Below are 21920 nucleotides of genomic sequence, written 5' to 3'. Positions count from 1 at the left end.
TTCTTACCAAGTTAAAATGCGTTATTATATAACTTTTAATTTAAGCGTTTGATTTTAAGTGCTTTTAAAGTTGGCCTGATGTTCGCATTAATCTTATTGTCTTTAATCAAAAGGAGAAAGATTATGAAAACATTCAACAAATCAATTATTGCTGCGTTAGTTCTTGGTACTACTGCTATGGGTGCTCAAGCAAGTAGCTGGGAAAATGAAAGTAAAGATGCTTGGATTGATGGAAAGGCAGAAACAGTTCTACTAATGAACACAAATCTAAACAACTTTGACATTAACACTGATGTAAAAAATGGCAAGGTAGTACTTACCGGTAAAGTTGAGAGCGATTTAGATAAAGAGCTAGCTGAAGAGCTTGTACTAAGCCTTGATGGTGTAACTAGTGTTGATAACGAACTTACAGTCGTTAAAAATGTAGATACAAAAAACAAGAAAATGAAGTCTGATAGTACTGAAAGTGACTTAACTGACGCTAAAATTACTACAGTTATCACGACTCGATTCTTGTTCAACTCTGAAGTGGGCGGTACCGATATCGATGTAGATACAGATAAAGGTGTGGTAACACTAAATGGTACAGTTGGCTCTGATGCTGAAAAACAGCTCGCGGTGAAAATTGCTAAGAATGCTGAAGATGTTCGCGATGTAGTTGATAACTTAACTATTGTAGCTGAATAATCTATAAGCCACGAATGCCCAGCTGTGCTGGGCTTTCTTATGCAAACTTCAGGGAGTGAGAATAATGGATTTAATACGCATTATATTTTCAGTGCTTATTCCACCACTTGGTGTGTTTTTACAAGTTGGTTTAGGTGCTCAGTTTTGGATTAATATTTTGTTAACATTACTAGGGTATATTCCTGGTCTAATACATGCGATTTATATTATTGCACGTCGTTAGAGTTACAGTGTTAAACGCAACAAGGATGATCTGCCCATTAGATGGCAAGGAGAAACATTATGGATAACGTATTAAGGAAAAACCAGCAAGGAAGCGCAGTAAGCGCAAAGTCACTTTGGACCGCGCAGCAATGGAAACAGTTAATGGATAATGCATCAAAGGAATGAAGCTAAAGCAGCAAGGATTGGGCTTTAAGTATAAGGATCATATAAATACAAAAGGATTGGCTTAATGACTAAGCCCACAAGGATGATACAGGTATGATTAATGGATGATTATCTGACAACCCACTAGAAGGATTTTACTAGGATGTTACCTGCCGAAATTATAAGTGCATGTTGTTCTTTGTATTGAGAGCATGCACTTATAACCCTACCCAAGAATGTTTTAACTCCCATTTATTTATAGTCGTAAACTGGCCCATCCCCGCGTTTTGAAATGTCGCATGGTGTTTTTGCATCAGCAAGTTTAACGCCTACAGTGTTAAAGTTAATCTCAGTGTTTTATTACTTGTAGGCGAGTGGCTTGCCACCGCGTTTTTAAATATGATTTGGTATTGGTGCGTCAGCAAGCTTAACGCCTACGGTGTTAACGTTTTCCTCAGTGTTTTATTACTTCTAGGCGAGTGGCTTGCCACCGCGTTTTTAAATCTGGCTTGGTGTTTTTGCGTCAGCAAGCTTAACGCCTACGGGTGTTAACGTTTGCCTCAGTGTTTGGGTTTATCGTAGGCGGGGCTTTATGCCGCGCGGTTTATGAAATTCATGGCTAAAGCCATTTCCTACGTCATCGGCTGATGATTGCTTTAACGCTAAGACCTGCGCGAGGTAAACTCGCGCCTACGGGTGTTAGCGTTTGCCTCGGTGCTTGGGTTTATCGTAGGCGGGGCTTTATGTCGCGCGGTTTATGAAATTCATGGCTAAAGCCATTTCCTACATTACGCTGTGAACCTTGAACCTTGAACCTTGAACCTTGAACCTTGAACCTTGAACCTTGAACCTTTAACCTTTAACCTAGTTTTTAACTACACCAACAACCATGTGGCGGTGCCGAGGAAGGCGAAGATGCCGACGATATCTGTGACTGTTGTTAGTACGACACTGCCTGCTAAGGCGGGGTCAATCTTCATTTTCTTTAACAGTAATGGAATACTTGCGCCAGCAACACCTGCGGCAACTAAATTCATAAACATTGCAAAGGCGAGTACGCCGCCGAGTTTAAAGTCCCATTGCCAGATGGCAACTACGCCGGCTATTAAAATTGACCATACCATGCCGTTTATAGCGCCGATCGCGAGCTCTTTCATTAGTAAAAAGCGTTGGTTAGTTTGGTTGATATGACCTACTGCAATACCGCGTATTACCAGTGTGAGGGTTTGGCTGCCAGCCACACCACCCATTGATGGCACGATACCATTGAGGACCGCAAGAATCGGTAAAATTGCTAAAGTGTTTTCAAAAAAACTGGCCACAATTGCAGCAAGCAAGGCGGTTAAGAGGTTAACCCCAAGCCATACCGAGCGTTTTTTAGAACTTTTTAATACCGGAGCAAAGGTATCTTCTTCATCATCAAGACCCGCTAAGCTTAATAAGCTGTGCTCTGCATCTTCACGAATTACGTCAACGATATCATCGATGGTGATACGGCCAAGTAGATGGTCGTTATCATCAACAACAGGGGCAGATATCCAGTTATGGCGTTCGAACAATTGCGCGACTTCACTCTCATCCATGGAAATAGGGATTGATTCACAATCTTCATCCATTAATTCGCGAATAATTTTATCTGGCGAGTTGGTAAGTAGGGTGGTAAGTGACATGGCGCCTAAAAAGCAGTTATGTTTATCAACCACATAAAGGTCATCGGTACCTTCTGGTAGCTCGCCACGTAAGCGTAAGTAGCGAAGTACCACGTCAATGGTGACATCTGGGCGAATGGTTACCGTATCGGTATTCATTAGCGCGCCAGCAGAGCGCTCTTGATAAGAAAGTGCCTGGGTTGCACGTTCGCGGTCTTGGCTATCCATGGCGCTGACGACGTCTTGGTAGACTGTATCAGGTAAGCTACGTAATACTTCCCCTAAATCATCGTGGCTCATGTCCTCGGTCGCGGCAGCAATGTGCTCCGGTTCCATTTGGGCAATGATCCCTAAGCGAACATCTTCAGAAAGTTCTTCGAGTACGTCACCTTGTACATCAGGATCAACGAGTTGCCATAGTAAGGTACGAATTTTATGTGGGGATGATTCGAGCAGTAACGCCGTGTCACACGGAGCTGTTTTTGCCAACATACGCCTTACTTGAACAAATTGACCACTGTTAAGTGACTTGGTCACTTGTTTTAGTTGTTGTAGTGGATAATCTTGTTCAAAAGCTTCTGGCATTGGCGTCCTTAAATAATTAATACAATTTAATGGGTAGGGTAAGACTTTGATTATTAACTAGGCTGATTGCTTAAGTCAGCGATTTATTCAGTTTAACGCAATTCTATGGTGCTGACTACGGGCTATTCTTGTTCGTTAAAGCGTTGCGCGATAAGCTCGCCAATAGCAGCAAGAGCAGGCTCAGCGTCTGGACCTTCACAGACTACTTTAACTTCTTTGCCTTGGCTGCTTTCTAATAACATGAGACCCAGTACGCTATCGCCTGCGGCTTGTTTATCGTCTTGATGAAGCGTGATGCTGGCATCAAACTGCACGGCTAATTGTGCCAATACACTGGCTGCGCGAGCATGTAAGCCAAGTTTGTTTTTTATTAAAAATGTATCTTCTAAGCGCATCTACATTCCTTAGTAAACGTGAGTTGTTATTCTTGCTCGCGGTGGCGAATTTTTACATTGCTGTGGCTCATTGAAAAGCTTTCACCAATAGTTTGCGCTAAATAAACGGAACGATGTTGGCCGCCAGTACAGCCAATTGCGATTGTGAGGTAACTACGGTTGTTACGCTCTAAATGCGGTAACCAGGTTTGTACAAAGGTTTGAATTTGCCAAGTGAACTTTTGCACGATACTGTGGCTAGCTAAATAATCTTTTACTGGTTGATCAAGGCCTGTAAGTGGCTTTAACTCAGGCTCCCAATGTGGGTTTGGTAAAAATCGCGCATCAAATACGTAATCGGCTTCTTTTGGAATGCCGTGCTTAAAACCAAATGATTCAAAGGTAATAATTAGTTTTTTGTCTTTTTTACCTAAGATCTTTTCACGAATTGACTCCGCCAGCTGGTGGACACTGAGGTCGGTGGTATCCAGCATAAAGTCGGCACGAGTTGTTAACACATCAAGTAATACTTTTTCTTGTTTGATGGCTAAATCCAGTGGCAAAGAATCCAACGATAAAGGGTGTAAGCGGCGAGTTTCAGAAAAGCGTTTTATCAACGTTTGATCATCACAATCTAAATAAAATAATGTCGGATTTGCAAAGCCTGGTAAGTATTCAAGAATATCGTTAAATTCTTCTTGTTCTTTCGGTAAATTACGCACATCAATGCTAACTGCAATTTTGTCGTAATTATCAGAAACACTACGCACTAATGAAGGTAATAAGTTTACTGGAATATTATCAACACAATAATAGCCAAGATCTTCGACTACGCGCAGTGCAACAGATTTACCTGAGCCAGAGCGGCCACTGATGATGATTAACTCCATGTAAACTCTCCTTCATTTGGCTACGACTGCTCAACAATAACGTGATACAAATCTTGGTCTGTTTTTGCGCTACGTAATTGTTTGCAAAAATCTTTGTCATTAAGTTTATCAGCAATTGTGGCTAACGTCTTTAAATGAAGTTGGCTATCACCATCTGGTACGATGAGAGCGATAAAGAGATCTACTGGACGATTATCAATCGCATCAAAATTAATAGGTGTTTCACTTACTAAAATTATCGCGAGTGGTTTTTCAATCCCTGTCATACGGCCATGAGGTATAGCGATACCGCGGCCAATACCCGTACTACCTAGTTTTTCTCTAGCGAGTAATGCATCGAGGATTTCTTGTTGCGATAGCTGAGGAAGTTGTTCATGAGCCAATTGGCTAATAAATTCAATAATCCGTTTTTTGCTATTAAAAAGGACCGCAGCTTTGCTGCAGTCCTGGCAAATAAGTGAGCTTAATTTCATAGTATTAGTGTCGAGCGTGCTTCTCTTTGTGTTTGATTACTTGACGGTCAAGTTTGTCGATTAGCCCGTCAATGGCTGCATACATGTCTTGGTGCTCAGTTGAGGCAAATAATTCAGCGCCACTGACATGTATGGTGGCTTCTGCTTTTTGGCTTAGCTTTTCAACGTCAAGAATAACATGGACATTGTTGATGTGATCAAAATGCCTCTCAAGCTTCGCAAACTTATTGTTTACATAGTCTCTTAGCGAATCAGTAATTTCTACGTGACGACCAGTTAAATTTAGTTGCATAAGCATTTTCCTTTTTTGATTTTACGCCTTAAATCAAACTCTTTCTTTGATTTGACGGTGGAATAGCTAGCGACTCGCGGTATTTTGCAATAGTCCGTCTAGCTACTTTGATACCTTGCTCTGCCAATATATCTGCAATTTTACTATCACTCAATGGTTTCGCTGAGTTTTCTGCGCTGATCAGTTTTCTGATCAATGCGCGAATTGCGGTAGACGAACATTCGCCGCCGTTCTCAGTGCTTACATGACTTGAGAAAAAATACTTCAGCTCAAAAATACCCCGCGGGGTATGCATGTATTTTTGGGTTGTTACGCGAGAAATTGTCGACTCGTGCATTTCAACCATTTCGGCCACGTCATTTAGCACCATAGGGCGCATGGCTTCAGGGCCATGTTCAAAGAAACCTTGCTGCTGTTTAACAATGCAGTTAGTTACTTTGAGCAATGTGTCATTACGACTTTCTAGACTTTTTATAAACCATTTAGCTTCTTGCAGATGCGAACGAATAAATTGGCTGTCTGTGCTCGATTTAACGGAGCGTGACATAGCCGCATATTGGCTGTTCACTCTAATTTTTGGCATGCTGTCTGGATTAAGCTCAACCACCCAGCGGCCTTTAATTTTTTTCACTGATACGTCAGGAATAACGTACTCTGACTCTTCCCGTACTATGGTATCCGCAGGCTTTGGATTGAGACTGTGGATCAGTGTCATTACTTCTTTTAAATCTTCTTCTTTAAGCTTAGTCTTTTTCATCAAAGTGCGATAGTCGCGACTAGCTAATAAATCGATATGATCTGTTAAAATCATTTTTGTTTCGCTAATCCAAGGCGTTGCAGGATCAAATTGATTTAATTGAATACATAAACACTCTTGCAGGCTGCGTGCGGCAATGCCAACAGGGTCAAATAACTGAATACGTTTAAGTACAGCTTGGACTTCGTCGAGCTCAATTTCTTCTTCGTTGTTGCCTTGATTTAAACTCTCTACAAGGTCTTCACAGCTGAGCGTTAAAATACCGGAGTCGTCAATGGCCTCAACAATAGCAATGGCGATTGCTTCATCGGTTGGGCTAAATGGAGTTAGCTGTAACTGCCACATTAAATATTCATGCAAGGTCTCTGTTGAAGCGCCTTGATAAATAGATTCATCTTCTGGCATTGGGCCTGATGAACTGTTTGGCGCAGCACTCATGTATTCATCCCAGGTGACGTCCATCGCCATTTCGTCACTAAGTGTTTCTTTACTTAATGCTTCACTGCTTTCTTGTTCGTATTCGCTAGGCTTGTCGTCCGCTGAGGCACTGACAGTTAAGTCATCGTTGTCTTGCTTTTGTTCGTTTTTACCAGCAGCGTCTTCTGAATATTCATGTTCTTCTAGCTCTAACAACGGATTGCTATCTAGGGCTTCTTGAATTTCTTGCTGGAGATCCAATGTACTGAGCTGCAATAAGCGAATAGCTTGTTGCAGTTGCGGTGTCATTGTAAGTTGCTGGCCCATGCGCAGCTGGAGTGATTGCCTCATGTATCTCTAACAATCCTTTTATTGTTGTCATTGTTAAGTTTAGCAGATGCTTAGCCGAGTGTGGCTTTATAGCCTAAATTGCTCACCCAGGTATACATCGCGAACTGTTTGGTCGGCGAGTACATGCTCAGGTGTGCCTGATGCAATTAACTCCCCATGAGAAACTATGTAGGCTTTTTCACAAACATCAAGGGTTTCTCGTACATTGTGGTCGGTAATAAGCACGCCAATACCACGGTTTTTAAGGTGTTCAATAATCTTCTTTATATCTAACACTGAAATAGGATCAACACCAGCAAAAGGCTCATCTAGCAGGATAAATTTTGGATTTGCGGCTAAAGCGCGAGCAATTTCAACGCGACGGCGTTCACCGCCCGATAACGCCATACCTTGGCTGTCACGAATATGTTGAATGCTAAATTCATCGAGTAAGCTGTCGAGGGCTTCTTCTCTGGCTTGTTTTTTTAGGTCTTTGCGAGTTTCTAAAATCGCCATTAAATTTTGATACACAGTCAACTTGCGAAATATCGATGACTCCTGAGGCAAGTAACCAATCCCTAAGCGGGCACGGCTATGCATTGGCAGCAGGGTAATGTCATTATCATCAATACTGATTTTACCTTTGTCGCTAGGGACTAAGCCTACAATCATATAAAATGTGGTGGTTTTACCTGCGCCATTTGGGCCAAGTAAACCAACAATGCTGCCAGCGGTGACTTCTAAACCAACACTTTTAACAACTTGACGACCTTTGTAGCTTTTAGCTAAAAATTCAGCTTTTAATGTACTCATGGTTGGCCTTTAGATTTGTTTTTTTTGCTGTCTACGGGCACGAGTATAGTGTGTACACGATCGTCTGAGCTTGCGCCTTTTTCAGCACTGATCAGTTGTTGGTCCATGTCGTAAGTAATGCTTTTAGCATTAATCTTTTGACCAGCTTGAGTAACCTGTGCGTCACCAATTAACGTTAAGTAGCGTTTTGCAACGTCGTAACGAACTTCATCTGCGCTGGCGCTCATTATTGTGCCATCAGCTTGTTTTTCTTCGAAGTAAGCAGGACTGCCAGTTGCGACTAGTAGTTGTTTATTATCGCCTAAGTCTTCACGTTTATGCACTTCAAGGCGGTCAGCTTTGATACGACGGTTACCATGGATGATCTCAACATTCTTCTCAAAAATCCCGATATTATCTTTCAGTTGTGCAAGCTGCTTGTCGGCACTGATCGATACTTGATCTGCAGGCGATGAAGCAGTCTCTGCAAAGCTTGAAAAGGCCATGAATAAGCTTGGTATAACAAGCAAGTGAGCAAATTTATTGGTCATAATATATGGTTCGCGTATGGTTAATTAGTTCTACCACTTCGGCTTTTAAGTCGGCATGGAGGCCGCGCCCAGTGATCTTTAAATTTGGTCCGATCAATTCTACTGGTTGTTCAGAACTCATGGTTTGCAGTTCAATATCAACCTGAATGTTGTCTGCGTTTATATGTTCAATCATGGCATTGTTAGTGAGGTTTTTAGCTACCACATTGCCTTCTAAAATTAATTGATGGTTCTCATATAAGGTGGCTTCGTTTGCATTAATTTGCCACGTTTGTTGCTGATTATATAAAGTAAAAATAGGTTTCTCAAAGTAAGTAAAACCCAACTGCTGATAGAGTTCCATTTTTGCTGCGGTTACTTTGTGGCTTATTTTACCTTGTTCATCAAAGGCAGTTTGCTTTAACGCCACTGCAGTGTAATCAGGCTTTGCTATTATATCTTCTTGGTTTTGTACTACGGTTGCTGGCTGATTAAAATAAGGGAGCCACAACCACACCATGCAAGCGGCAAACAATACGCATAATATTAAACGCGCACTATTCATGAGCTGGTTCCTTCGCAGGTTAACGATTTACCATTTTCAAGCATCAGTAAATCAGTTAACTCACGCACGGCACCAAAGCCACCCGGTAGCATAGTTGTGTAATGTGAAATACGTTTTATTAGGGGGTGTGCATCATTAACTGCCACCGCAAACCCTACTAATTCCATCACCGGCATATCAGGGCCATCGTCACCAATGTAGGCAATTTGCTCATCAGTTAACTGCAGTTTATCTTTGAGTTCTTGATAAGCTTGCAACTTGTTTTCTTGGCCTTGATAAATATGCGGTACAGTCAGGCTAGTCATTCGTTGCTGAACTATCTGTGAATGACGACCGGTGATCACCGCGACTTCAAAACCACTGTTGATCAAGGCTTTAATGCCAAAGCCGTCTTTGGTATTAAAGGCTTTTAGCTCTTCACCTTGATTGCCTAGGTAAATACGGCCATCCGAAAATACGCCATCGATGTCGCAAATAAGCAGTTTTATTTTCTGTGCACGGCTGCGTGCATCGTCATTAAGCGGCTGGTATAAATCAGCAAACTGCATTATAAAACTCCTGCTTTTAGCAAATCCTGCATGTTCAGTGCACCAATAGGGTGTTGATTATCGTCAATCACTATTAAGCCGTTGATACGCTTATTTTCCATAATGTTGAGTGCCTCGGCTGCGAGCATATCTTCGGTTGCAGTGGTACAAGAGCGGGTCATTACAGTGCTTATTAAGGTGCTATGAATATCAACTCGTAATTCTAAAATACGGCGTAAATCACCATCAGTAAACAATCCCGCAAGTTGGTTGTTATCATCAACAATGGCTGTCATACCGAGTCCCTTGGCAGACATTTCAATTAACGCATCTTTGATGCATTGCTTGTCATTAATGATAGGTGTTGCTGTACCACTGTGCATAATATCTTTTAAGCATAGCAGTAAGCGTTTACCTAAGCTGCCACCTGGGTGTGATAATGCGAAGTCATCGGCGGTAAAACCGCGAGTCTCTAACAGCGCAACAGCCATGGCATCGCCCATTGCAAGCGTAGCTGTGGTGCTTGCCGTAGGGGCAAGCCCTAATGGGCAGGCTTCTTGGCTCACTTTAATACACACATGAGCGTCAGCCCATTTTGCCATTGATGATTCAGGGTTACCTGTCATAGCAATCATTTTTGCGCCAATGCGTTTAATCACCGGAATTATATTTAGTACTTCGCTGGTTTCACCTGAGTTTGATAGTAGCATGACCACATCATCGCGGGTGATCATCCCTAAATCGCCGTGACTTGCTTCGCCAGGATGAACAAAAAACGCAGGCGTACCTGTGCTTGCCAATGTTGCAGCTATCTTATTGCCAATATGACCGGATTTACCCATGCCCACTACAATAATCCTGCCATGGCATTGATACATTAGCTGGCAAGCTTGGTTGAAGTTTTCGTCTAGATATTGGGCTATATCAGTCAGTGCTTGGCGCTCGATATCGAGAACCCGCTTACCTTGTTCAATAAAATTTAACTGCGTCATAGTGTTATCCATTTTTTGGGTAGCATTAAGCAACTTGGTTGAAAATATAACCTTGGTAGATTAAAAACGCGACCAACAATAGGCCACCTTCAACTCGATTAATGCGTCTTGTGCCTCTAAAACTCAAAGACATAGCAATCAATGCTATGGTGGCACCAATCATTATTAAGGCATCACGGTTTGCCGCTGATGGATCAATAATTGATGGGTTGATAATACCCGCCAGTGGCAATACTGCTAATATGTTAAAGATATTTGAGCCGACAATATTACCCAGCGCTAAATCATCTTCTTTTTTCAATACCCCAGCAATACAGGCGGCAAGCTCAGGTAGGCTAGTACCAATAGCTATAATGGTTAAGCCAATAACCAGATCACTTAAGCCGAAGAATTTGGCAATATCAACCGCTGAGCCGACTAAAAAATGCGAGCTGATAGGTAGTAATATCATCCCGATGATTAACCAAAATAAAGCTGATTTAGTTGGCACGTTATCTGGCACATCTTCACAGGCTTCGCTGACAAATGGGTCATCAGCTTGGTTTTTAGCACGAATAGAAATAATCACTAAGCCTGCAATAAAGACCACAAAGCCAATGATTAGTGCAACGCCTTCAGTAAATGAAAAGTAGTTATCAGAAAATACATACCAAGCGGCGATAGACACTAATAGCACAAGTGGCATTTCGCGCTTCAAGGTCATTGATGATACAGATAGCGGGCGCAATAGCGCAGTAATACCCAACACAAGTAAAATATTAGTGATGTTTGAGCCAACAGCATTACCCACTGCAGTGTCAGTTTTACCTGCAAGTGCGGCTGACGCTGAGACCATCATTTCAGGGGCTGACGAGCCCATAGCAACAACCGTTAAACCAACAATAAGTGTAGGGACACCGAAATTTTTTGCAAGCGCTGCCGCGCCGTAAACAAAACGATCCGCACTCCAAACGAGAGCTGCAAACCCGAGAATTAAAATGACAAAAGAAGTCACCATTATGTTACGCCAATTAATCAAAATGAGATGGCTGCAAATAGTAACAAAAGCAAACCTGAAAGTATAAATAAAAGAATCAGGTCAACTTGTTAGATTATGCAGTGATTTTCGTTCGGTAGAAATTATTTAAGCGTCTGTTAAGCCTACTGCTGTAAGGTTTTGCCCGTTATTACATAGAATATTACAAAATTTTACGATTTGTTTTTTCCATCTTGCTGTAAAAACGCTTAAAATAGGGGAACTAGTGAAAATAGTAATGGAGAGCGACTTGTCGCAACCAATAGTAGAAATCAAGGATGTAAGCTTTTCTCGAGGTGATCGCAGCATATATAAAAATATGAGCTTTAGCGTTCCTAAAGGGAAAATCACGGCAATCATGGGACCAAGCGGAATTGGTAAAACCACCATGTTACGTTTAATTGGTGGTCAGTTAAAACCAGATAGCGGCACTATATTATTCGAAGGTAACAATATTCCCTCTATGTCGCGTAAAGAGCTTTATGCTGCGCGTACCAAAATGAGTATGTTATTCCAAAGCGGCGCATTATTTACCGATATGTCAGTGTTTGACAACATCGCTTTTCCGCTGCGTGAACATACTCGCCTCAGTGAAGATTTAATTCGTCTTGTGGTGCTAATGAAATTACAAGCCGTTGGCCTACGTGGTGCTCAGGATTTAATGCCTTCAGAGCTTTCAGGCGGAATGGCGCGTCGTGCTGCATTGGCACGCTCTATCGCACTTGACCCAGAGTTAATCATGTATGATGAACCGTTTGCAGGACAAGACCCTATTTCGATGGGGGTGTTGGTTAAATTGATTAAATCACTTAATCAAGTACTTGGTTTGTCGTCGCTGATAGTGACTCATGATGTAACCGAAGTAATGAGTATTGCCGACCACGTTATTATTATCGCTGATCAAGGTGTTATTGGCAGCGGCACACCGGATCAAATGCGTAATCACGAATCGCCGCTTGTGCAGCAATTCTTAAAAGGTTTATCGGATGGCCCAGTGCCATTTCATTTTCCTGCGCCACCTTACCAGCAAGAACTCCTGGGAGGGCGCCGCTAATGTTAGATTTTTTGCAAATGCTAGGTCATAAAACGTTAGGACGTTTTGCGGCACTTGGACGCTCTACACAAATGCTGGTTGGCGCACTGTGGAATGTCCCTAACTTTAGAAAAGGCACGCCTTTATTGGTACGTCAGTTGTATATGGTGGGCTCGCAGTCACTGTTGATTATTATGGTGTCGGGTTTATTTATCGGCATGGTACTGGCGTTACAGGGTTACACTGTACTGGTAGGTTATGGCGCTGAAGATAGCTTAGGCCCGCTAGTGGCATTGAGTTTATTACGAGAGTTAGGCCCTGTTGTTACGGCGTTATTATTTGCCGGACGAGCGGGAAGTGCGCTGACTGCTGAAATTGGTTTAATGAAAGCCACTGAGCAGTTATCTAGCCTGGAAATGATGGCGATTGACCCACTTAAGCGTATTATTGCACCGCGGTTTTGGGCTGGCTTTATCAGTATGCCATTGCTCGCATTGATATTTTCAGCTGTTGCAATCATAGGTGCCCACTTAGTTGGCGTTGATTGGTTGGGTGTAGATACTGGTAGCTTCTGGTCAATCATGCAGTCGCAAGTGTCATTTCAGCAAGATATTTTAAATGGCATGATCAAAAGCTTTGTGTTTGCCATCGTCGTTACATGGATAGCGCTTTATAAAGGTTATGATTGTATACCGACCTCTGAAGGGATCAGTAAAGCAACAACGGAGACGGTAGTGCACTCTTCTTTGGCTGTTTTAGGGTTTGATTTTATTTTGACAGCGGTAATGTTTACCAGCTAATAAAGGTATAAAAAATGAATTCACGGAAATTAGAAATTTTAGTTGGTTTTTTTGTTGCGTTAGGTATCGCGGCATTTGCCATGTTAGCGCTAAAAGTAGCCAACGCGGGGATCAGCGGCAATGGCGAAACGTATTTATTAAAAGCTAAGTTTGAAAACATTGGCTCGTTAAAAGCGCGTGCACCAATCAAAGTCGGTGGCGTTGTGGTTGGCCGAGTTGAGTCGATTTCAATTCACCCACAAGAATTTGTGCCTGTTGTTGATATGACCATTGATGCGCAGTATCAATGTCGTTTTTCAGATACCAGTTCAGTGTCAATCTTAACCTCAGGTATTCTAGGTGAGCAGTATCTAGGTATTAACCCTGTTATCGCGCCAAAATCAGCTGAGCAAGCTTGTTTTGGTGTGGCAGTAACAAGTGATGATAAAAATCTTGGCCTAGATGAGTTATTCGGTGTTGAAAGCAAAGCTTTAAATGATGGCGACTATATCACCGATACTAAATCGGCATTGGTGCTTGAAGAGTTAATCGGGCAGTTTTTATTCAATCAAGGTGGCGAGTAAATGATTATGTTTAAACAATTTTTAATGGTAGTAGCGCTTACCTTCAGTGCAATTAGTGTAGCCAGTGAGCCGGTCGATTTAACCGACCCATATAAAATGGTGCGCCAAGTTTCAGATAATACGTTTCAGCGCATTACCCGTGATCAACCTTTAATTGAAAAAGATAAAGAGCACTTACGGGTGATCGTAAAAGAAGAATTGATGCCGTATATTGATTACAAATATGCTGCATTGAGAGTGTTAGGAAGCCATGTTTCGAAAGTACGTTCAATTAAAGACCCTGCAGAGCAAAAGCAAGCGGTTGAAGACATTAAGCGCTTTATTGATGTGTTTCAAGACTACTTAATCGCAACTTATGCAGGCGTATTCACGCAATACACCAACCAAAAAGTAGAATTTGGGCCAAGCAAAGAGTTTGCTGGACAAGATTTAGTGCTAGTAAAAACTAAAATTGTTGAGCCAGGTAAACCAGAAATTAAAATTGATTTTAAAGTCCGTGAAGATCGCGGTGGCGAATGGCGTGCTTATGACATGGTTGCCGAAGGCATTAGCTTATTAGATGCCAAGCAAAGTGAATTCCAAGGCATTTTACGCCAACAAGGGATTGACCATGTCAGTAACCTACTTGAACAGAAAAGTAAGTTGCCAGTGCAATTTAGAGGCGAAGGCGGTAATGAGTAAAGTAACAGTTACTCAGCTGAGCGAACAGCAATATCGAGTCAGTGGTGAATTGACTCGAAATTCAATTTCTGCTGAACGACTTCTGAATAAAAAACCACAAAGTGACCATAAAACTTGGTATTTTGACCTTTCTGAGGTGTCTAGGGTTGACACGGCGGGCTTAGCTTGGTTAATTCACTCTTTCGCAGAATTAAAGCAGCAAGGTGTTCACCTTGAATTGCAAAATATTCCTGAGCAATTGCAGAAATTAATGCAATTGGGACAGGTTACAAACCTATTTGAGTGAGAGTTATGGAAACAAGCCAGGTCGAAACCCTATTACGCGACGAGCTACAATTAGCTGAAGTACATGTAAAAGCCAACGGTAGTCATTATGAAGTTATCGCTGTTGGTGAATGCTTTGATGGCTTGAGCCGCGTGAAAAAGCAACAGCTAGTTTATGGGCCGTTGATGAATACTATTTCTGATGGCACCATCCACGCTGTGTCGATTAAAGCTTTTACGCCGACCGAATGGAAGCGCGAGCAAAAGTTCATTTTACCTCAATAAAAAGGTTTCCTCATGGATCAATTTGTAATTCAGGGTGGAACCGGACTTGCCGGTGAAGTCACAATTTCAGGCGCTAAAAATGCTGCACTGCCGATTTTATTTGCTTCATTATTAGCTGACGGTAAAAGTACCTTTAGTAATGTGCCTCGCCTGCGCGATATTGGCACCACAGAAGCGTTGTTAAAAACCCTTGGTGCAGAAATCCAATGGCATGGCGACCAGCTTGTTATTGATGGTGGTAAAGTGGATAAAACCCTTGCCCCTTATGAGCTTGTTAAGCAAATGCGTGCATCGGTATTGGCGTTAGGGCCGTTAGTCGCACGCTTTGGCCAAGCGCAAGTGTCGCTGCCTGGCGGTTGTGCAATTGGCGCACGTCCTGTTGATATTCATATTCAAGGTTTAGAGCGCATGGGCGCGGTAATAAGCGTTGAAAATGGTTATATTAATGCCAAAGTTGACGGGCGTTTAAAAGGCGCTGAAATATATATGGAAATGGTCAGTGTTGGCGCGACCGAAAATTTATTGATGGCCGCAACCTTGGCTGATGGTAAAACTATTCTAGAAAATGCCGCCCGTGAACCAGAAATCATTGATTTAGCTGTGTGTTTAACCGCGATGGGCGCAAAAATTACTGGTGCCGGTAGCAGTCGTATTGAAATTGAAGGTGTTGAAAAACTACACGGTTGTGAGCATCGCATTTTGCCCGATCGTATTGAAACCGGTACTTTCTTAGTCGCAGCAGCGATGGCCGGCGGTGAAGTGCTATGTAAACTTACTGATTTTCACAGCCTTGAGCCAGTGATTGAAAAGCTACGTGTAACTAATGCCTTGATTGAAATACATGATGACAGCATTTACCTTGATATGCGTGGCCGTGAACTTAAAGCCGTTAATATCAAAACTATGCCACACCCAGGTTTCCCAACCGATATGCAAGCTCAGTTTACCGCGTTAAATGTGGTTGCTAATGGCAGTGCGACAATCACAGAAACGATTTTTGAAAACCGCTTTATGCATGTACCTGAGTTACAGCGTATGGGTGCTAATATTCGTTTAGAAGGCAATACAGCTATCTGTGGTGACACTAAAAGCCTAACTGGTGCGCAAGTGATGGCAACAGACTTACGTGCTTCAGCAAGCTTAATTTTAACCGGGATTGTAGCGCAAGGTGAGACGGTTGTTGATCGTATTTACCATGTTGACCGTGGCTATCAACGTATTGAAGATAAACTCAGCGCACTGGGTGCAAATATCAAACGTAGAAGTAGTTAATACGAGTTGAAAGGCTCAAGGAACAAGGTTCAAGTTTGAACCTTGTTTTTATCTTTTAGCTTTTAGCTTTTACCTTTTATCTTGAAACTAAAATTATAGTTTAGTCTCTAACTCTGCTACTTTAACCATCACTTTTAATACTTCCCCACTGCGATACAGTTCAAACTCAATTTCATGGCCAGGCTCAGAATTACCTATAATATTTAAGGTTTTTTGTGGGTTAGTGACATTTTCGCCAGCAATTTTTACGACGATATCTTGCTCTTTAATACCTGCTTGCCACGCAGGCCCTAACGGGTCTAAATTGGTAATGCGCAGGCCTGCGACTGGCGTATAGTTATCGCTGACTTCTTTGCCTGTGCTATCAACAGCGGTGCCTGTGAAGCCTAAATAGCCACGTACAACGCGACCATGGCGGATCAGTTTATCCATCACTTCTTTGGCTAGCGAATAAGGCACGGCAAAGAAGATACCTTGAATATCTAAGTTCTCACGGGTTTTAAACTGTGCTGAAGTGATGCCAACTAGATCGCCGTTCGAGTTTACTAGCGCACCACCAGAGTTCCCTACATTAATTGCAGCATCCATTTGTAATAGGCTGTTATAGGGGCTGTCGGTAATCTTTTGTTTACCTGTAGCACTGATGATCCCTTGCGTGATTGTTTGTCCTAAATTAAGTGGATTACCAATAGCAAGTACTACATCACCAACGCGTGGTATAAAGCTGTCACTAATTGGAATAACTGGTAAATGTTCTACATTAATTTTTAATAATGCTAAGTCAGTGATGGTATCAAAACCAATCAACTGTACATCAAAATAGCGGCGACCATCGGTCAGTAGTACCATAATTTGGTCGGCATTATTGATTACGTGATAGTTGGTTAAAATATAGCCATCACTTGACATGATCACACCAGAGCCAAGTTCTTGCACTGTATTTTGTCGCTTATAGCGCGGCTCTTTTGAGATGCTTTCAGAAATAATAGTAACCACGGATGGTGCTGCGCGTTCTACAGCATCGGCAAAGCTCAGATGGTCAATACTCATTGCGCTAGGTAAAGGCACATTGGGTAATAGGGTTGCACGCATGTTTGGGCTAAAAAAAACCACCAAAAAAGCGATGCCGAGCCCGGCAAATAGCGGAGGAAGGACAAACTTAAAGAATTTCAGCACAATTTTCTTATTCTTAGTGAGCAATCTGGTAATGATGGCATAAAAAAAATAGCAGCGGCAAGTGCCACTGCTATTATTTATTGATTTAATCGCTTTGTTGTTACTGAATCAATACAAATACCGATTCACGACCTCTTTGTACCCCAAGTACTATATTACCTTTGGTATTTTCGATGATCTTATTCATGTCACTAATTGTTTCAACACGTTGACGGTTCACTTGCATAACAATATCGCCTTCTTCAAGACCGACTCTTGCAGAAGGTGAGCGCGGATCAACGGTGGTTACTTCAACGCCTTTAGCACCGTTCTTTTGGGTGTTTTCCAATGTAGCACCTTGGAATGCTGGGTGCAGTTCATCGCCAGCGGCGGTTAATGCTGATGCGCCATCAAGGGTCACTTTAACGGTTTGCACTTTACCATCACGGTAAATGCCTAATTTTACTTTTCGGCCTTCACCTAATGTGGCAATTTTACTGCGCAGTTCATGGAAACCACTGATCTCACTACCATCAATGCTAATAATTACATCACCGGCTTTAATACCAGCGTCACTTGCGGCGGAATCATCCATTACTTGCATAACATATGCGCCTTGTTTTACATCAAGCTGTTGCGCTTTTGCAAGGCCAGCATCCAATGGTCGCCCTGAAATACCCAGCGAGCCACGACGTACTTCACCATGTTCAATAATTTGATCAACAAGGTTTTTCATCATATTTGATGGGATCGCAAAGCCGATACCGACGTTACCTCCCGAAGCACCTAAAATAGCAGTGTTAATACCAATTAGTTCGCCATTTAAGTTTACTAACGCACCACCTGAGTTACCCTGGTTTATTGCTGCATCGGTTTGAATAAAATCCTCATAACCTTCAATATTTAAACCACTACGACCCATAGCACTGACAATACCCGAGGTAACTGTATGGCTTAAACCAAAAGGGTTGCCAATAGCGACTGCAAAATCACCCACCCGTAGTTGATCTGAATTAGCAAGTTTTACTGCGACTAGATCATCGGCTTCAATTTGCAGTAACGCTATGTCTGACTCTTTATCACTGCCAATTTTCTTTGCTTCATACTCGCGGCCGTCTTCAAGGGTGACTAGCATTTTTTCTGCATCTTGAATTACGTGATTATTAGTAACCACATAGCCTTCTTTAGCATCAATAATAACGCCTGATCCTAAGCCACTAAATTCACGCTTTTGACTGCGTGGTTGCGGGTTACCAAAAAAGAAGTCAAGCGGGTCTGCACGACGACGCACTTCTTTTGAACCAGATACTTGGATACTGACAACGCCTGGTGTTATTTGTTCTAGCATAGGCGCTAAGCTTGGTAATTGTTGACCATTCACAGCGATAGGCATTTTTGCCATTGATACCGCAGGGGCTAATAATAAGCTGGTAGATAACATTGCTGCACTGATTAACGATAATTTCATTTTCATAGTCAGGGTTTACTCCACATCACAGGAAAAGCACAAACAAAAAAGGCTGCAATAGCAGCCTTTATCAGTCAGATAAAACAGTAAACTGCTCTAATACAGACTATGGGGTCAAAAAAAAGTTCATCAAGAAACTTTAGAATGTTCTGAAACTTTATCTTCGCCAGCAAATAATCCCGAGGTACCTGATACATAATCAGCGGGTTGCGCATGTGCTGACGAACGGTCACTTTGGCGCTCTTTTAAAGAGCGTTGTAATTGCTCGGTTGTTTCTTTTGAGAAGAATGGTTCTGCAGGATGCTGTTTTTTATCAGTTAACAATAATTTATTGGTTTCATCAACATGGTTTAATAGTTGATCATAGTTGTCTTTCATTTTGCTAACTAATTTACTTGTACTTGCTAAGTGATCAGCTACGTCTTGGCGATATTGCTCCAAGGCATTTTTAGCTTGTTCAGCTTGTTGTTCTAACTCATCCTGCTTAAATTGTTTTTTGGTTACAAATGCGCCAAGGAAAAATGCAGCCACTGCCACAATAACAATAATACCGATCCAAGTAACTGTGCCCATAAATTCTACCCCTTTGGGAATTAATACGTAAAAAATAAAAATAACGCCTTGATTGCGTATTCAAGAATAAATCCTGTTGTTGCTAATATACCCCGAGTTACGATGCGTGTTAACATATTGCGTAAATTAAACCGTGTTTTATTGTAACTATCTATGACTCCTTGGCAAAAATATCAACAAGATTTACAGCGCGATGACTTTGTTTACGATGCTGCGCAAGAAAACGCAGTGCGTCACCTACAAAGGCTATATGATGACTTAACGGCTGCTAAGCCTGCAGCTAAGGGTTGGTTTTCTAAACTCTTTAATAAAGATAGCACGCCACCTATAAAAGGGTTGTATTTTTGGGGAGGTGTAGGGCGCGGTAAAACCTATTTGGTTGATACTTTTTATGAAGCGTTGCCAGGCAAGCGCAAGATGCGTGTGCATTTTCATCGCTTTATGCACCGGGTTCATGATGAATTAAAGAAATTAGATAAAACGGCCAACCCGTTAGAGGTTGTCGCGGATATTCTAAAAGCTGAAACTGACATTATTTGTTTTGATGAGTTTTTTGTTCAAGACATTACCGATGCCATGTTGCTCGGTGGTTTAATGGAAGCCTTATTTGAGCGCGGGATTGTGTTAGTGGCAACCTCTAACATAGTGCCTGATGAGTTATATCGCAATGGCTTACAGCGCGCGCGCTTTTTACCAGCGATTGCATTAGTGAATGCCAATACTGAAATCGTTAATGTTGATTCAGGCATTGATTACCGTCTGCGTACTTTGGAACAAGCAGAAATTTTTCACAGTCCTTTAGATGCACAGGCTGATAAAAACTTATTTGAGTATTTTGATAAATTATCGCCGGAGCCGGGCGTTCTTGATCAAGCAATTGAAATTGAAGGGCGGATGATTAAAACGCGTAAAGTATCAGACTGTATCGTTATGTTTGATTTTCCTGAGCTATGTGAGAGCGCTCGTAGCCAAGTGGACTACATGGAAATAAGTCGCTTATATAACACAGTGATTTTATCGAACGTAAAACAGCTTGGGCAAAGTAATGATGATGCCGCGCGCCGCTTTATTGCATTAGTGGATGAGTTTTACGAACGCCACGTCACACTTATTATCTCCGCTGAAAAGCCAATCACTGAATTATATACTCAAGGTAATCTAAATTTTGAGTTCAAGCGTTGTATTAGTCGGTTACAAGAAATGCAGTCACTAGAGTATTTAGCAAAAGAGCATTTAGCGTAATGTAGCTGTAAGTTATAAGTCATAAGTTAGACACAAATCAAAACTGTACTTGATTTAACACCAGTGCGGTTTTTAATTTATCGCTTATCGAACAATTTTCTTGCGGAAAAAACAACCGTTGAGTAGCAATGTGGTAAAAGTGCTGGTATACTCCCGCGTCTGCCACGTTGCGTTCTATTGCCTTCATCAGATTAGCCTCTTTTGAATGGCGCTAAAGTCTTAAACTCGAAGGGGTTGGAGCAAACACTTAGAGCGGTAATTAATAATAATTACCTGTGGTTTTAATTGAAAAACATTGGATTTTTATAAATGAAAACGTTTGTTGCTAAACCAGAAACAGTAAAACGTGACTGGTACGTAGTTGACGCTGAAGGTAAAACTTTAGGTCGCATCGCTACTGAAATCGCTCATCGCCTACGCGGTAAGCACAAAGCTGAATATACTCCACACGTAGATACTGGTGATTACATCATCGTTATCAACGCGGAGAAAGTTACTGTAACTGGTAACAAATTCAAAGATAAAGTGTACTATGCACACTCTGGTTTCCCAGGTGGTCTTAAGTCTGTTACTTTTGATAAACTTCAAGCTGCAAAGCCTGAAATGATCATCGAGAAAGCTGTTAAGGGCATGTTGCCACGTGGTCCTTTAGGCCGCGCAATGTACCGTAAGCTTAAAGTTTACGCAGGTACTGAGCACAACCATGCTGCACAACAGCCTCAGGTTCTAGACATTTAAGGAGCACTAACATGGCAAATCAATACTACGGTACAGGTCGTCGTAAAAGTTCAAGTGCTCGCGTATTCTTACGCCCAGGCACTGGTAGCATCGTAATCAACAATCGCTCTTTAGAAGAGTATTTTGGTCGCGAAACAGCACGCATGGTTGTTCGTCAAGCTTTAGGGCTTGTTGATATGACTGAAAAGTTTGATCTTTACATCACCGTTGCCGGTGGTGGTACTACTGGTCAAGCTGGTGCAATCCGTCACGGTATCACTCGTGCACTTATGGAGTTTGACGAGTCACTACGTCCACAACTTCGTAAAGCAGGTTTCGTTACTCGTGATGCACGTAAAGTTGAGCGTAAGAAAGTGGGTCTTAAGAAAGCGCGTAAGCGTCCACAGTTCTCAAAACGTTAATATTTACGTTATCAAGAATTTCAAAAACCCAGCTTATGCTGGGTTTTTTGTTTTTGGAGCTGTAAAAGTTAGCGAGAGTAAAGAGCTAAGTACTTGACTACCGCGTTTAAAAACTCATTCTGATAAACTCGCAAACTCGCAAACTCGCAAACTCGCAAACTCGCAAACTCGCAAACTCGCAAACTCGCAAACTCGCAAACT

General features: G+C 42.0%; 28 protein-coding genes. 12 read left to right on the top strand and 16 right to left on the bottom strand.

Features of this window, described 5'->3' with window-relative positions; translation table 11 throughout:
• Nucleotides 1-123: 123 nt before the first annotated feature.
• Both V7783_RS19885 and V7783_RS19880 read left to right on the top strand, forming a co-directional pair.
• Nucleotides 124-687 (top strand): BON domain-containing protein, encoded by a 564-nt coding sequence (locus V7783_RS19885; RefSeq protein ID WP_335680212.1) that lies wholly within the window; start codon nucleotides 124-126, stop codon nucleotides 685-687.
• Nucleotides 688-751: 64 nt separating this feature from the next.
• Nucleotides 752-910: a YqaE/Pmp3 family membrane protein gene (locus V7783_RS19880; protein WP_064667813.1), complete on the top strand. Its 159-nt coding sequence runs from the start codon at nucleotides 752-754 to the stop codon at nucleotides 908-910.
• Between the two features lie 1021 nt (nucleotides 911-1931).
• Here V7783_RS19880 and mgtE read toward each other — a convergent pair.
• The 12 genes from mgtE to V7783_RS19820 all read right to left on the bottom strand — a co-directional run bounded on the left by mgtE (nucleotide 1932) and on the right by V7783_RS19820 (nucleotide 11226).
• The gene (gene mgtE / locus V7783_RS19875) at nucleotides 1932-3290 is read right to left on the bottom strand and encodes a magnesium transporter (protein ID WP_335680211.1); all 1359 of its coding nucleotides are present in this window, start codon (nucleotides 3288-3290) and stop codon (nucleotides 1932-1934) included.
• A gap of 122 nt (nucleotides 3291-3412) precedes the next feature.
• Nucleotides 3413-3685, bottom strand: coding sequence for an HPr family phosphocarrier protein (locus V7783_RS19870; protein ID WP_064667815.1), 273 nt, complete (start codon nucleotides 3683-3685; stop codon nucleotides 3413-3415).
• Between the two features lie 26 nt (nucleotides 3686-3711).
• The gene (gene rapZ / locus V7783_RS19865) at nucleotides 3712-4554 is read right to left on the bottom strand and encodes an RNase adapter RapZ (RefSeq protein WP_335680210.1); all 843 of its coding nucleotides are present in this window, start codon (nucleotides 4552-4554) and stop codon (nucleotides 3712-3714) included.
• Nucleotides 4555-4574: 20 nt separating this feature from the next.
• Nucleotides 4575-5027: a PTS IIA-like nitrogen regulatory protein PtsN gene (gene ptsN, locus V7783_RS19860; RefSeq protein ID WP_335680209.1), complete on the bottom strand. Its 453-nt coding sequence runs from the start codon at nucleotides 5025-5027 to the stop codon at nucleotides 4575-4577.
• A gap of 4 nt (nucleotides 5028-5031) precedes the next feature.
• The gene (hpf, locus tag V7783_RS19855) at nucleotides 5032-5319 is read right to left on the bottom strand and encodes a ribosome hibernation promoting factor (protein ID WP_016710074.1); all 288 of its coding nucleotides are present in this window, start codon (nucleotides 5317-5319) and stop codon (nucleotides 5032-5034) included.
• Between the two features lie 28 nt (nucleotides 5320-5347).
• Complete coding sequence (locus tag V7783_RS19850; protein WP_335680208.1) at nucleotides 5348-6844, bottom strand: RNA polymerase factor sigma-54; 1497 nt, start codon at nucleotides 6842-6844, stop codon at nucleotides 5348-5350.
• A 66-nt stretch (nucleotides 6845-6910) separates the two neighbouring features.
• The gene (gene lptB, locus V7783_RS19845; RefSeq protein ID WP_064667819.1) at nucleotides 6911-7636 is read right to left on the bottom strand and encodes an LPS export ABC transporter ATP-binding protein; all 726 of its coding nucleotides are present in this window, start codon (nucleotides 7634-7636) and stop codon (nucleotides 6911-6913) included.
• Nucleotides 7633-8166: a lipopolysaccharide transport periplasmic protein LptA gene (gene lptA, locus V7783_RS19840; protein ID WP_335680207.1), complete on the bottom strand. Its 534-nt coding sequence runs from the start codon at nucleotides 8164-8166 to the stop codon at nucleotides 7633-7635. Before lptA ends, lptB begins: the two co-directional genes overlap by 4 nt.
• The gene (lptC, locus tag V7783_RS19835) at nucleotides 8156-8710 is read right to left on the bottom strand and encodes an LPS export ABC transporter periplasmic protein LptC (RefSeq protein ID WP_335680206.1); all 555 of its coding nucleotides are present in this window, start codon (nucleotides 8708-8710) and stop codon (nucleotides 8156-8158) included. Before lptC ends, lptA begins: the two co-directional genes overlap by 11 nt.
• The gene (gene kdsC, locus V7783_RS19830) at nucleotides 8707-9258 is read right to left on the bottom strand and encodes a 3-deoxy-manno-octulosonate-8-phosphatase KdsC (protein ID WP_335680205.1); all 552 of its coding nucleotides are present in this window, start codon (nucleotides 9256-9258) and stop codon (nucleotides 8707-8709) included. The genes lptC and kdsC overlap by 4 nt, the downstream gene beginning before the upstream one ends.
• The gene (locus V7783_RS19825; protein ID WP_335680204.1) at nucleotides 9258-10229 is read right to left on the bottom strand and encodes a KpsF/GutQ family sugar-phosphate isomerase; all 972 of its coding nucleotides are present in this window, start codon (nucleotides 10227-10229) and stop codon (nucleotides 9258-9260) included. Before V7783_RS19825 ends, kdsC begins: the two co-directional genes overlap by 1 nt.
• A 25-nt stretch (nucleotides 10230-10254) precedes the next feature.
• Nucleotides 10255-11226, bottom strand: a complete 972-nt coding sequence (locus V7783_RS19820; protein WP_335680203.1) for a calcium/sodium antiporter — start codon at nucleotides 11224-11226, stop codon at nucleotides 10255-10257.
• 256 nt (nucleotides 11227-11482) lie between these two features.
• Here V7783_RS19820 and mlaF point away from each other — a divergent pair, with 256 nt between their 5' ends.
• From mlaF to murA, 7 genes are read left to right on the top strand one after another with little or no spacing between them, the layout of a single operon-like run.
• Nucleotides 11483-12298 carry a phospholipid ABC transporter ATP-binding protein MlaF gene (gene mlaF / locus V7783_RS19815; RefSeq protein ID WP_335680221.1) on the top strand — a complete coding sequence of 272 codons (816 nt, stop codon included), beginning with the start codon at nucleotides 11483-11485 and terminating at the stop codon, nucleotides 12296-12298.
• Nucleotides 12298-13077: a lipid asymmetry maintenance ABC transporter permease subunit MlaE gene (mlaE, locus tag V7783_RS19810; protein ID WP_335680202.1), complete on the top strand. Its 780-nt coding sequence runs from the start codon at nucleotides 12298-12300 to the stop codon at nucleotides 13075-13077. The genes mlaF and mlaE overlap by 1 nt, the downstream gene beginning before the upstream one ends.
• Before the next feature lie 14 nt (nucleotides 13078-13091).
• Nucleotides 13092-13640, top strand: a complete 549-nt coding sequence (mlaD, locus tag V7783_RS19805; protein ID WP_064667827.1) for an outer membrane lipid asymmetry maintenance protein MlaD — start codon at nucleotides 13092-13094, stop codon at nucleotides 13638-13640.
• A 6-nt stretch (nucleotides 13641-13646) separates the two neighbouring features.
• Nucleotides 13647-14321 (top strand): MlaC/ttg2D family ABC transporter substrate-binding protein, encoded by a 675-nt coding sequence (locus V7783_RS19800; RefSeq protein WP_335680220.1) that lies wholly within the window; start codon nucleotides 13647-13649, stop codon nucleotides 14319-14321.
• Nucleotides 14314-14607 carry an STAS domain-containing protein gene (locus tag V7783_RS19795; RefSeq protein WP_335680201.1) on the top strand — a complete coding sequence of 98 codons (294 nt, stop codon included), beginning with the start codon at nucleotides 14314-14316 and terminating at the stop codon, nucleotides 14605-14607. Before V7783_RS19800 ends, V7783_RS19795 begins: the two co-directional genes overlap by 8 nt.
• Before the next feature lie 5 nt (nucleotides 14608-14612).
• A complete protein-coding gene (locus V7783_RS19790; protein ID WP_335680200.1) occupies nucleotides 14613-14870 on the top strand; it encodes a BolA family protein in 258 nt (85 codons plus the stop codon).
• A gap of 12 nt (nucleotides 14871-14882) precedes the next feature.
• Nucleotides 14883-16142: a UDP-N-acetylglucosamine 1-carboxyvinyltransferase gene (gene murA, locus V7783_RS19785; protein WP_335680199.1), complete on the top strand. Its 1260-nt coding sequence runs from the start codon at nucleotides 14883-14885 to the stop codon at nucleotides 16140-16142.
• Between the two features lie 93 nt (nucleotides 16143-16235).
• Here the strand turns inward: murA and V7783_RS19780 are convergent, their stop codons facing one another.
• The 3 genes from V7783_RS19780 to V7783_RS19770 form a co-directional block, all read right to left on the bottom strand.
• Nucleotides 16236-17318, bottom strand: a complete 1083-nt coding sequence (locus V7783_RS19780) for a trypsin-like peptidase domain-containing protein (protein ID WP_335680198.1) — start codon at nucleotides 17316-17318, stop codon at nucleotides 16236-16238.
• A gap of 100 nt (nucleotides 17319-17418) precedes the next feature.
• Entirely contained in the window at nucleotides 17419-18771 is a 1353-nt protein-coding gene (locus V7783_RS19775; protein ID WP_335680197.1) for a Do family serine endopeptidase, read from the bottom strand.
• 123 nt (nucleotides 18772-18894) lie between these two features.
• A complete protein-coding gene (locus tag V7783_RS19770; protein ID WP_192542404.1) occupies nucleotides 18895-19338 on the bottom strand; it encodes a YhcB family protein in 444 nt (147 codons plus the stop codon).
• Between the two features lie 153 nt (nucleotides 19339-19491).
• Here V7783_RS19770 and zapE point away from each other — a divergent pair, with 153 nt between their 5' ends.
• The gene (gene zapE / locus V7783_RS19765) at nucleotides 19492-20580 is read left to right on the top strand and encodes a cell division protein ZapE (RefSeq protein WP_335680196.1); all 1089 of its coding nucleotides are present in this window, start codon (nucleotides 19492-19494) and stop codon (nucleotides 20578-20580) included.
• Nucleotides 20581-20617: 37 nt separating this feature from the next.
• On the opposite strand, the gene V7783_RS19760 is transcribed toward zapE, so the two are convergent.
• A complete protein-coding gene (locus tag V7783_RS19760) occupies nucleotides 20618-20767 on the bottom strand; it encodes a hypothetical protein (protein WP_335680194.1) in 150 nt (49 codons plus the stop codon).
• Between the two features lie 122 nt (nucleotides 20768-20889).
• Between V7783_RS19760 and rplM the strand changes: the two genes are divergently transcribed.
• Both rplM and rpsI read left to right on the top strand, forming a co-directional pair.
• The gene (rplM, locus tag V7783_RS19755; protein ID WP_064667837.1) at nucleotides 20890-21318 is read left to right on the top strand and encodes a 50S ribosomal protein L13; all 429 of its coding nucleotides are present in this window, start codon (nucleotides 20890-20892) and stop codon (nucleotides 21316-21318) included.
• 11 nt (nucleotides 21319-21329) lie between these two features.
• Nucleotides 21330-21719 carry a 30S ribosomal protein S9 gene (gene rpsI, locus V7783_RS19750; RefSeq protein WP_335680193.1) on the top strand — a complete coding sequence of 130 codons (390 nt, stop codon included), beginning with the start codon at nucleotides 21330-21332 and terminating at the stop codon, nucleotides 21717-21719.
• Nucleotides 21720-21920: the final 201 nt, after the last annotated feature.

The organism is Pseudoalteromonas sp. (assembly GCF_036960685.1).
In the GTDB taxonomy this organism is placed as follows: domain Bacteria; phylum Pseudomonadota; class Gammaproteobacteria; order Enterobacterales; family Alteromonadaceae; genus Pseudoalteromonas.
The sequence above is the reverse complement of the archived record's forward strand: the minus strand, read 5'-3'. Positions and strand labels throughout refer to the sequence as shown.